Genomic DNA, 10,281 nt, shown 5'->3' on the forward strand with positions numbered 1-10,281 from the left:
CCAACCGCGTGGTCGAGATGGGCGGCCAGATCAATCTGTAGGCGAGGGCGGAAACGCTCGCACGTTGCAAAGCGAAAAGCGCGATGGATCTGGAAAATCCCATCGCGCTTTTATTTGCCGGGCAGCAAGACGCCGCCCCTAGAGCCTGCCTGTCAGAAGTCCAATGCCGCCGTCAGGTCGCCCATCGGTTTGCCGCCGGCCGCGACCATCGCGGCATCGCGCGCCGTGAGGCCAGGCAACTTCGGCAACGAATAACGCGCCGTGATCAGACGCAGGATCGACGTCGTATCGTATTGCGTATGATCGACGTAACCCTTTTTAGCGAACGGCGAAATCACGAGCGCCGGAATGCGCGTGCCCGGACCCCAGCGGTCACCCTTCGGCGGCGAGACGTGATCCCAGAAGCCACCGTTTTCATCGTAGGTCACGACCACGATCATGTTCTTCCACTGCGGGCTTGCCTGCAGATGCTGGATCACGTTCGCAATGTGCGCGTCGCCGGACGCCACGTCCGTGTAACCCGCGTGTTCGTTCAAGTTGCCTTGCGGCTTGTAGAACGCGACGGATGGCAGCGTGCCGGCATCGATTGCCTTGATGAACTCCGTGCCGTCCGTGCCGCCATCGAGCAGATGCTGCGTACGGTTGGCCGTGCCCGGCGCCAGGTCGGCGAAGTAGTTGAACGGCTGATGGTGCGTCTGGAAGTTCGGCACCGAATTCGTCGAGCCGCTGATCTTCGTGCGGTCGGCTAGCGCCGCGCCCCACGAACCGCCGTACCACGCCCACGATACGTTCGCCGCGTTCAACAGATCGCCGATATGCGTCTGCGTTTGCGGCGGCAGCGTGGTCGCGACCGCCGGGTCGGCGAGCGTTGCATCGCCGCCGGTTGGCGGCGTGTTGCCGCTTGGCTGATACGGCGGCTGCATGGTATTGATGGCGAAGAAGTCGGGCGTCAGGTTGCCCGAGTTCACGAACTTCGGAATGCCCGCGATCGCCGATGCCGGCGAAGCCGCCGTCACCTTCAACGACACACCATCTGCATTCACCGATGAAATCGACCCCGCCGCCACGCTCTTGTCCGCGTTCGGATAGATCGGCGTGCACGCGCAGACGAGCCACTGATGGTTCAGGAACGAGCCGCCGAATGCGCCCATGAAGAAGTTGTCGGCGAGCGTGTATTGCTGCGCGATCTTGTAGAGCGGCAGCTTGTCGGCGTTGGTGTTGTAGTGACCCATGACAAACCCGCCCGAGTCGGCCCACGCGGCGAACTTGTCGTTCTTGCCGCCGTTGATCTGCATCTGGTTTTCATAGAAACGGTGATACAGGTCGCGCGTGGTCAGCGACAACGGCGTGTTGAAACCCGCGGGGTCATCGATGGCAAACGGCGCGTTCGGCAAGTTCGCCGTCATGGCTTGCGTGACCGCGGGCGTGACGCCGGTTGCGGTCAGGCCATTCCAGATCGGCGGCAGTACCGGGAGCACGCTGCCGTCGCGATCGAGTTGCTGCGCGCTCGCGGCGGTTACCCCTTGCAGGCCGTTTGCGCCCGGGAAGCTGCCATAGAGGTTGTCGAAGCTGCGGTTTTCCGCGTAGATCACGACAATGTTCTTCACCGATGTCAGGTCGGCTTTCTTGTCGTCATTGCCGCCGCATGCGTACAGGCCGATTGCGATCGACGCCGTGAGGGGCACGGCGAGGACGAGTTTTTTGTTCATCGATAGGTCTCGGTCGTTGGGGAACCGGCGGAATGCACGTGTAAGTTTGCCGGTGCCGCAGTGTCCCAACTGGATTTGACAGGAACATTTAATATTGCTTTCATCAAGTAAGAATGTGTCAGGTTTCAGCGGAAATAACGAAGGGCATTCGTCATGTCACGCAAATGACATGCGATCGTCATACGCTTCGGTCTCTCTCTGAAGCCTTATGCACATGCCATCCATCGTTTCGTTGTCGCTGTCTCTTGCCGCCTTGTGTGTCTCCGCGATCGTTCTCACCGGTTGCGATTCGCATGCAGCATCTGCGGCGCCGCAAGCCGGGTCTTACAGTGCAAGCGAAGCGAAATCTCGCGCACAGGTCTTCGCACAGGTGAAGCTGATGACATCGGTGGGCGAGAAGATGTTCATGGATCCTTCACTGTCGGGATCTGGCAAGCTCGCGTGCGCGTCGTGTCATAGCCCGAGCCATGCGTTCGGGCCGCCGAATGGGTTGTCCGTGCAACTGGGCGGCAGCGATATGCACCGGCCGGGATTTCGCGCGGTGCCGTCGCTTCGGTACCTGCAGTCCGTGCCGCAATTCACGCAGCATTTCCACGACTCGGACGACGAAGGCGACGAAAGCGTCGATGCGGGTCCGACCGGCGGGCTGACGTGGGACGGGCGCGTGGATCACGGTGCGGACCAGGCGCGCATACCGCTGACGTCATCGTTTGAGATGGGCAGCACGCCGGCGCAAGTCGTCGCGGCGGTCAAAGCCGCGCCCTATGCAGGCGAGTTCCGCGAGGCGTTCGGCGCAAATGTATTCGACAAGGACGACAAGGCATTCGATGCCATCCTGCGTTCCCTCGAAGCCTTCGAGCAGACGCCGCAGAAGTTCTATCCGTACACGAGCAAATTCGATGCGTTCCTTGCGGGCAAGTCGAAACTGAACGAAGCGGAGTTGCGCGGGCTGGAGCTCTTCAACGACGAAAACAAAGGCAATTGCGCCGCGTGTCACATCAGCCAGCGCGCGAAAGACGGGTCGCCGCCGCAGTTCAGCGACTTCGGTCTGATTGCAGTTGGCGTGCCGCGCAATCGCGCGTTGCCAATCAACCGCGACCCGAAATTCTTCGATCTAGGCGCGTGCGGACCGGAGCGCCACGACCTGAAGGGTCAGTCGGAATATTGCGGCATCTTCAGGACGCCGTCGTTGCGCAACGTGGCGACGCGCAAGGCGTTTTTCCACAACGGCATTTATCACTCGCTCGATGAAGTCGTGCGCTTCTATGTCCAGCGCGATACCAATCCGGAGAAGTTCTATCCGGTTGCCCACGGCAAGGTGCAGAAGTTCGACGACTTGCCCAAACGCTACTGGTCGAACATCAATACGGAAGCGCCGTTCGATCGCAAGCCCGGCGATGCACCCGCGATGAACGAAGCCGAAATCAAGGACGTGGTCGCGTTCTTGAACACGCTCACCGATGGGTATGAAGCTGCCAATTGATCAAACCGCTGGCCTCAATGCATCGATAAACGCCCTGAGTTTCGCCTGCGACTGCGTGCGAACAGGAAAATAGAGGTAGAGGCCGTCGCTTGGCGGCGTGAAGGGCAAAAGCACCTGTTCCAGTTCGCCGCTCGCCAGTTCGCGGCTCACCTCGAAGTCGCCCATGTAAGCCAACCCGAGACCCTTGCGCGCGAAGTCGCCCAGGGTACTGCGGTCGTTGACGGTCAGCTTGCTGGGTATGTCCACGATGACCTTTCGGTCGTCGACCTGAAAATCCCACCTGTGTAGCGCGCCTGATCCGCCGAAGCGATATAGGAGTCCCTCGTGGTCCACAAGATCGTGCGGCGTTTGCGGCCGTCCCGCCCTGGCGAAATAGGCGGGGCTGCCGACTATCGACCATGTGATGTCCGGCGTCAGCCGGAGCGCGACCATGTCTTTGGCGAGTGCTTCGCCCAGGCGGATGCCCGCGTCGAAACCGCTTTCCACCAGATCGACGGCGGCTTCATCGAGCGTGAGATCGAGGTGGACGTCGGGATGCGTCAGCCGGAACCTTTCGATCATCGGTCCTATCAGCAGCGTGCATGCCGAGCGCGTCATGGTCACGCGCAACGTGCCGGACGCATTGTCGCGAAAGCCATTGAGCGCTTCGAAGGCGCCATCTATATCTTCCACCGCCGGACGCAGACGCTTGTAGAGCGCATCGCCCGCCTCGGTAAGGGCCACGTGGCGGGTCGTGCGCTGGAACAACGAAACGCCATGACGCTGTTCGAGCACGCGGATCGATTTGCTGACTGCGGTCGCCGACACCTTCAGGCGCGCGCCCGCGACCGTGAAGCTCTTGTGCTCGGCGACGGCGAGAAACATCGTGACGCCGTCCAGAAAATCCTTGTCCACGTTGCCTCCATTATGAACTTGCGGTTCAAGGCGAATGTACCGCGATCCCGTTTTTCGCGGGCAATCCGGCGCGTACGATTTGGCTAATGGAAACCGGTCTACGGCTTCCAATTCAGTGAGGAGCAGGGAGATGACCGATCAAGCCAGCTATAAACGCGTTTGGTTCATCACGGGTGCGTCGCGTGGAATTGGCGCGGAGATCGCCGCCGCGGCGCTCGCCAATGGCGACGCCGTTGTGGCGACTGCGCGCAAGTCGAAGGCGATTACCGAGACGTTGGGCGAACAGGCGGCCCTCTTGCCGGTCGATCTCGACGTCACCAACGAGGCCGCCGCGCACGAAGCGGTCAAGCTCGCGATGGAGCGGTTCGGGCGGATCGATGTGCTCGTGAACAACGCGGGCTACGGCCTGGCCGGCGCGGTGGAGGAAGCGAGCGCGGCGGAAGTCCGCAGCATCTACGAGACCAACGTCATGGGTTTGCTCAATGTGACACGCGCCGTCTTGCCGATCATGCGCGGCCAACGCAACGGCCACGTGATCAATATTTCGTCGCTGGGCGGCTACCAGGTCGGCGCGGGCTTCGGCGTATACGGGTCGACGAAGTTCGCCGTAGAAGGTTTGTCCGAGTCGTTGCATGCAGAACTCATGCCGCTGGGGATTCACGTCACGGTCGTCGAGCCGGGGTATTTCCGCACGGAGTTCCTGGATACATCGTCGGCGGTTGAGTCGAAGAACGTGATCGATGATTACGCCGATACCGCCGGGAAGGTCCGCGCTACCGCGAAGGCCTACAACGGCAAGCAGCCTGGCGATCCAAAGCGCCTCGCGCTTGCAATGCTGACGCTCGTCCAGGCACAAACGCCGCCGCTCAGGTTGCAAATGGGCACGGACGCCGTGGCGCGCATCCGGGAAAAGAACGCCTTCGTTGAACGCGAGCTGCAGGCCTGGGAAAGTCTCGCACGGTCCACGGATTTCCCCGCCTGACGTTTGTTGGCCGCATTCCGCTCAGATAACCCCGATTTCTGCCGGAATGCACTACCATTCGAATCCTCTCTGGAGGATAGGTGACAGATGGATCTCGACAAGATAGACCGCGCGATTCTGATCGCGTTGCAGGCCGACGGCCGGGCCACGAACGCAAGTCTCGCCGAGCGCGTCGGCTTGAGCGAAACGCCCTGCGCGCGGCGGCTCAAGCGGCTCGAAGCGGATGGGTACATAGAAGGGTATCGCGCGGTCCTGTCGCGCTCGGCGCTGGGACTCGGGCTGGTCGCCTTCGTGCAAGTGCGTTTTAGCGTGCACGACCGCAAGTTGTCGGACCGGTTCGAGCGCGAGATTCAGGCGATTCCGCGGATTGTCGCGTGTCACAACGTTTCAGGCACTGCAGATTATCTGCTGCAAGTCGTGGCCCGTGATCTCGACGATTACGGCACCTTCATGCGCGACGTACTGCGCGTGTTGCCGGGGGTATCGGCGGTTGAATCCATGCTTTCATTGCGCGAGGTGAAGCGTTATGCCGGCTTGCCGTTGCTTTAGGGGTTCGCCGCGCCGTCCGCTTTATAAAAACGCGTCAGGTCGCCCTTGAGCGCATGCAGCGATGCATCGTCGAGATAGATCATGTGGCCTGTCGGGTAATACGCGCGCTGGATGTTCGGCCGCAAGGATTTGTCCAGTCCCATGTGCGACAGGTCGTATTCGGTCTGGAAAAACGGCGTCGCGAGATCGAAGTAGCCATTGAGCGACAGCACGCGAAGGCGCGGATTCTGCCGCATCGCTGCGGCAAGGTCGCCTGCCGCGTAAGGCTGCGACAACTGCTCGCCCCATGACGCACGATGCTTCCAGTTCCACTGCGACAACGCGTTGTCGTTGAATACGCGATACGCATCCGGCGCTTCGAAATGCAGGTCCTGCACGAGATGCTGATGCATCGCGGCATCGAACGCGCTCGACACGCTGGTGACCGAAGCGTCGTAGTCGGGACGCTCGGCGGCGTCGTCATAGTCGATCCCTTCAAAGCGCGCGTCGTATCGTCCGAGACTGCGTGATTCCCCGCGCAGCAGTTGCTTGCGAAACCGCGATGGCCAGATTTCGAGCCGCGTCTCTTTCACATATTCGACGGTGAGGCCCGTGTAGCCGGCGACGCGCGCCGCGATTGCATCGCGCTCGGCATCGGGCAAGGCGTCGCCTTGAGCTAAAGCTTGCGCATAGGGGCCGGCGGCGAAGGCGCGGACCTCATCGAGATACGTCTGCAAGTTGGGCGGCTTCGGCATGAGCTTGTCGTGATACCACGCGATGGCGGCGTATGTGGGCAAATAGCTCACCGCTTCCAGGTCGGTGCCAGGTGCGCGCGTGGCCGAGTTGAGCACCGACGACATCAGCACCACGCCGTTCAACGCAATGTTGCTCTGGCTCAACTGGTACGCAAGCATCGCGGCGCGCGCCGTGCCATACGATTCGCCCAGCAAATACTTCGGCGAGTTCCAGCGCTGGTTGACGCTCAGGTATCGCTCGATGAAACGCTCGAACGCGCCGAGGTCTTCGTCGACGCCCCAGAACTGCTTGCCGGTTGCATGGCCCACGATGCGTGAAAAGCCCGCGCCGGGGGCATCGATGAAAACCAGATCGGTGGTATCGATCAGACTGTCCGGGTTATCCGCGAGCACGTAGGGCGCGAGCGGCGTGATGTCCGGACTCGATGTATGCGCGCGTTTCGGTCCGAACGATCCCATCAGCAGGAACATGGTGCCCGCGCCGGGTCCGCCGTTGAACAGAAAGGTGATGGGGCGCGTGGCGGCGTGCTTTGGGTCCGACGTGTAAGCCACATAAAAGATGCTGGCTTCGGCCTGACCCGCGTTGTTGCGCAAGAGCAGATTGCCGGCCGTGGCGGTGTAATCGATCTTCTTGCCGTCGAGCTTGATGGAGTGCTGCGTGACGGATTGTGCTTCGGGCGGGACGGGAATGGCGTTATCGGGTTTGGCGTCGCTCGACGGTGTGGCTTTGGCGGCGCGTGTGCGTTCGGGACGAAGCGTGTTTGCAGTCGGTCCCGACGCAGGGCGCGGAGTCGCCGCCTGCGCGGGCTCTTCACCCTGCACGGCGCTTGCGGCTTCCTCCTGCGCCACAGCGTTACCTAGATTGCTTGCCAGACCGATCACGATCAGGCCACGTACCAAGCTGTTGAAGCGAGCGCGCATCTTCGTCCCCGACGGTGTTTCGATCGATGTTACTGCGCGCTGATTACGATCGCATTCGCCTTTCGATGCAACACGAGCGTAGGTTTGCCCTTGTAGGTATCGCTGCGAACTTCCTCGAAAGCGCATTTGGCGGCAAGTGCCAATGACGCTTCATTCGCAGGCGAGATAATGCAGACCGTCTCTCCTTGCGGCCAGCGCGCATCCGACCACTGCAACGCAGCTTGCACGGCTTCGGTTCCATAGCCCCTTCCCTGCGCCGCCGAGGTCAGCATCCAGCCGGCCTCCGGGTTTGCATCGAACGATGAATCGATACCGCGCTTGTACTGCCCGAAGCCGACTTCGCCCAGGAACGCGCCGCTGTGCTTTTCGCTGACGACCCAATACCCGAAGCCCATCAGTGACCAATGCCCCGCGCTTCTGAGCAGCCGCGCCCATGCTTCTTCTTTGGTAAATGGAACGCCCGTGACATGGCGAACGACATTGATATCGGACCACATGACGTGGATATCGTGGAAGTCGCTGTGTTGCGGAGGACGAAGAGTGAGACGGCTGGTTTCGAGAACAGGTGGCATTAGTTATTACGTTAAAGGATGGTTGGAAGGCGAACGTACGGCGATCACGCCCGCTTCAAACGCTGCGGCTTGTCCATTGACGCAAGCTGCTCATCATGCGTTTCCCTGAGCATATCGACGAAATCCATGGTCAGGCGCGCCCTGGGCTGATGCGGCGGGAATAGCAGATACATCGGGAACATCACGGACGGCGTGAATGGCCGGATCGCAATATCCGGCCCTGCGAAGTCCTGCGCCACGAGGGGATGCGCGAGCGTCACACCCATTCCGCACCGGACCATCTCGCAGCAAATGGCGGCGTATTGCGCCTCGATCGCGAGCACGCGTTCGACGCCTGCACGCGTGAACGCCTCGTCCATCTGCGCACGGGTGCCGTCGCCGTGACATAGCGAAACGAACGGTTCGCCTTCGAAATCCTTCGGCTTGAGCGACGTCTTCTTGGCCAGCCGATGTCCGGCCGGAAGCACGCACACCGCCGCGACCTTCGACAACAGCTCGACCTCGCAATTCGACGCCTCGCTCGAATAGATCGCAACGCCAAGATCGCAGAACTGCGAACTGGTCCAGTGGTTGACCGTCCCCGACGTATTCACATGCAGCGACACGGTCACCTCCGGATACTTCGCCTGGAAGCGCTGGATCGCATGCGGCACGAGCGTCATGCCCGCCGATGGCATTGCTGCAATGCGCAATCGGCCGGTGCCGAGATTCTTGATTTGCGCTGCAGCATTTGTCAGCCCTTGCAGGCCTACATACGCACGCTCCACTTCGCGGAAGAACGAATTCCCTTCGCTCGTCGGAATCAGCCGCACACCGCTGCGCAGGAACAACTGCAGCCCGGTTTCACGTTCGAGTTGCGTGATCAGGCGACTGATATTGGGCTGCGAAGTGAACAGCTCCTTGGCTGCGGCGGTCATGGAACCGGCGAGCATGACGGCACGGAACGCCTCGATATGCTTCAGATTCATCTCAGGCAACCCATATCATTGTTGTATGGGTAGTTATTTTATTCGTATTGGACGATATGCCCCGCGGCGAACAAAATAAATTCGTCCACCCCACATTCGTTGAACATCCGACCCTGCACCGTCTGGAGAAACCATGAAAGAACTGCAGCACGTCCGTCGCTCGTCGTCTTCCCGTTCCTCTCTGCGACAGTGCGCACTTGCACTGGGCGTTGCAGGCGCAATCGGCGCATTCGGCGCGCCGCTCCTCGCGCAGGCCGAGACGACCCTGTATGTCGCGAACGTCGGGGGCTCGAACGAAACCATGTATCGGCAAAAAATCATTCCGCCGTTCGAGAAAGCGCATGACGTGAAGATCGTCTACGTGGCAGGCAACTCCAGCGATACGCTCGCCAAATTGCAGGCGCAAAAGGGTCATCAGCAGATCAACGTCGCCGTGATGGACGACGGCCCGATGTATCAGGCCATGCAGGCGGGTCTGTGCGGAAAGATCGAAGAAGCGCCGGTCATGAAGGACCTGTACCCGCTTTCGCGTCTTGGCCCGACGTCCGTGGGCGTGGGCATGGTGGCAACAGGCATCGGTTACAACGCGGACGCCTTCAAGAAGATGGGCCTGCCCGCACCGGACTCATGGAACGTCCTTACCGATAAACGCCTGAAGGGCAAGCTCGGTGTTCCTCCGATCACGAATACCTATGGGCTGCACACGCTCGTGATGCTGGCGCGCATGAATGGCGGCGGCGAGAAGAACATTGATCCGGGTTTCAACACGATCACAAAACAGGTCGCCCCCGATGTGCTTTCGTGGGCCCCCACGCCCGGCGAGATGGACGGCTTGATGCAAAGCGGCGATGTGATCCTCGCGCCGTATGGAAGCGGTCGTGCTGTCGCGTTGCAGAACACGGGCTTTCCGCTGAAGTTCTTTTATCCGAAAGAGGGCGGTGTAGCGCTGCAAGTCGCTGCATGCGCGGTCGCGGAAAATGCGCAACCTGCTTTGTCGCAGCAATTCATCCAGTATTTGCTGAGCCCGGAAGTGCAGACGATTCAGGCCCAGGCGATTGGTCTCGGCCCGGTCAACAAGACGGTGCAGTTGACGCCTGAAGTCGCGGCGCGCGTGCCTTATGGACCCGAACAGATCGCCAAACTGATCGCGGTCGACTGGACGACGATCAACCAGCATCGGACGGAATGGACGGATCGCTGGAATCGCACTGTCGAACGCTGAAATCAAACATAAGCAGACAAGAACCCCCATGAGCTTTCTGACACTCAAAGGCATCTCGAAGCGCTACGGCGACTTCACGGCAATCGAGCAGATCGACCTCGAAGTTGAACGCGGTGAGTTCTTGTCGTTGCTCGGTCCTTCCGGTTGCGGCAAGACCACGACTCTGCAGATGGTCGCAGGTTTCGTCACGCCGACCACCGGCACCATCATGCTCGATGGCCGCGACATCACGCACGAACGCCCCGAA

Annotated in this window: 10 protein-coding genes; 5 read left to right on the top strand and 5 right to left on the bottom strand. The window is 60.8% G+C overall.

Annotation, left to right across the window (positions count from 1 at the left end; all coding sequences use genetic code 11):
* Positions 1 to 152: 152 nt before the first annotated feature.
* Positions 153 to 1,709, bottom strand: a complete 1,557-nt coding sequence (locus ACFFAR_RS14455; protein ID WP_174364645.1) for an acid phosphatase — start codon at positions 1,707 to 1,709, stop codon at positions 153 to 155.
* A 214-nt stretch (positions 1,710 to 1,923) separates the two neighbouring features.
* Between ACFFAR_RS14455 and ACFFAR_RS14460 the strand changes: the two genes are divergently transcribed.
* The gene (locus ACFFAR_RS14460) at positions 1,924 to 3,192 is read left to right on the top strand and encodes a cytochrome-c peroxidase (RefSeq protein ID WP_375508042.1); all 1,269 of its coding nucleotides are present in this window, start codon (positions 1,924 to 1,926) and stop codon (positions 3,190 to 3,192) included.
* Here ACFFAR_RS14460 and ACFFAR_RS14465 read toward each other — a convergent pair whose 3' ends face one another.
* Positions 3,193 to 4,086 (bottom strand): LysR substrate-binding domain-containing protein, encoded by an 894-nt coding sequence (locus ACFFAR_RS14465; RefSeq protein WP_174364643.1) that lies wholly within the window; start codon positions 4,084 to 4,086, stop codon positions 3,193 to 3,195.
* 130 nt (positions 4,087 to 4,216) lie between these two features.
* On the opposite strand from ACFFAR_RS14465, the gene ACFFAR_RS14470 reads away from it, so the two are divergent.
* Both ACFFAR_RS14470 and ACFFAR_RS14475 read left to right on the top strand, forming a co-directional pair.
* Positions 4,217 to 5,068 (top strand): oxidoreductase, encoded by an 852-nt coding sequence (locus ACFFAR_RS14470; protein WP_375508043.1) that lies wholly within the window; start codon positions 4,217 to 4,219, stop codon positions 5,066 to 5,068.
* Between the two features lie 87 nt (positions 5,069 to 5,155).
* Complete coding sequence (locus tag ACFFAR_RS14475; RefSeq protein ID WP_062001202.1) at positions 5,156 to 5,617, top strand: Lrp/AsnC family transcriptional regulator; 462 nt, start codon at positions 5,156 to 5,158, stop codon at positions 5,615 to 5,617.
* Here the strand turns inward: ACFFAR_RS14475 and ACFFAR_RS14480 are convergent.
* The 3 genes from ACFFAR_RS14480 to ACFFAR_RS14490 are packed head-to-tail and all read right to left on the bottom strand — an operon-like array spanning position 5,614 to position 8,812.
* On the bottom strand, positions 5,614 to 7,272 hold the full coding sequence (locus ACFFAR_RS14480) for a peptidase S10 (RefSeq protein WP_174364138.1): 1,659 nt from the start codon (positions 7,270 to 7,272) through the stop codon (positions 5,614 to 5,616). The genes ACFFAR_RS14475 and ACFFAR_RS14480 overlap by 4 nt on opposite strands.
* A 29-nt stretch (positions 7,273 to 7,301) precedes the next feature.
* Positions 7,302 to 7,844 carry a GNAT family N-acetyltransferase gene (locus tag ACFFAR_RS14485; RefSeq protein ID WP_174364139.1) on the bottom strand — a complete coding sequence of 181 codons (543 nt, stop codon included), beginning with the start codon at positions 7,842 to 7,844 and terminating at the stop codon, positions 7,302 to 7,304.
* 44 nt (positions 7,845 to 7,888) lie between these two features.
* On the bottom strand, positions 7,889 to 8,812 hold the full coding sequence (locus ACFFAR_RS14490) for a LysR substrate-binding domain-containing protein (RefSeq protein WP_062001199.1): 924 nt from the start codon (positions 8,810 to 8,812) through the stop codon (positions 7,889 to 7,891).
* Positions 8,813 to 8,945: 133 nt separating this feature from the next.
* Between ACFFAR_RS14490 and ACFFAR_RS14495 the strand changes: the two genes are divergently transcribed.
* A complete protein-coding gene (locus ACFFAR_RS14495) occupies positions 8,946 to 10,034 on the top strand; it encodes an extracellular solute-binding protein (protein WP_174364140.1) in 1,089 nt (362 codons plus the stop codon).
* A 28-nt stretch (positions 10,035 to 10,062) separates the two neighbouring features.
* On the top strand, positions 10,063 to 10,281 hold a 219-nt coding region (locus tag ACFFAR_RS14500; protein ID WP_174364141.1), incomplete at its 3' end, for an ATP-binding cassette domain-containing protein.

It is taken from the genome of uncultured Caballeronia sp., assembly GCF_964243625.1.
Taxonomy (GTDB): Bacteria; Pseudomonadota; Gammaproteobacteria; order Burkholderiales; family Burkholderiaceae; genus Caballeronia.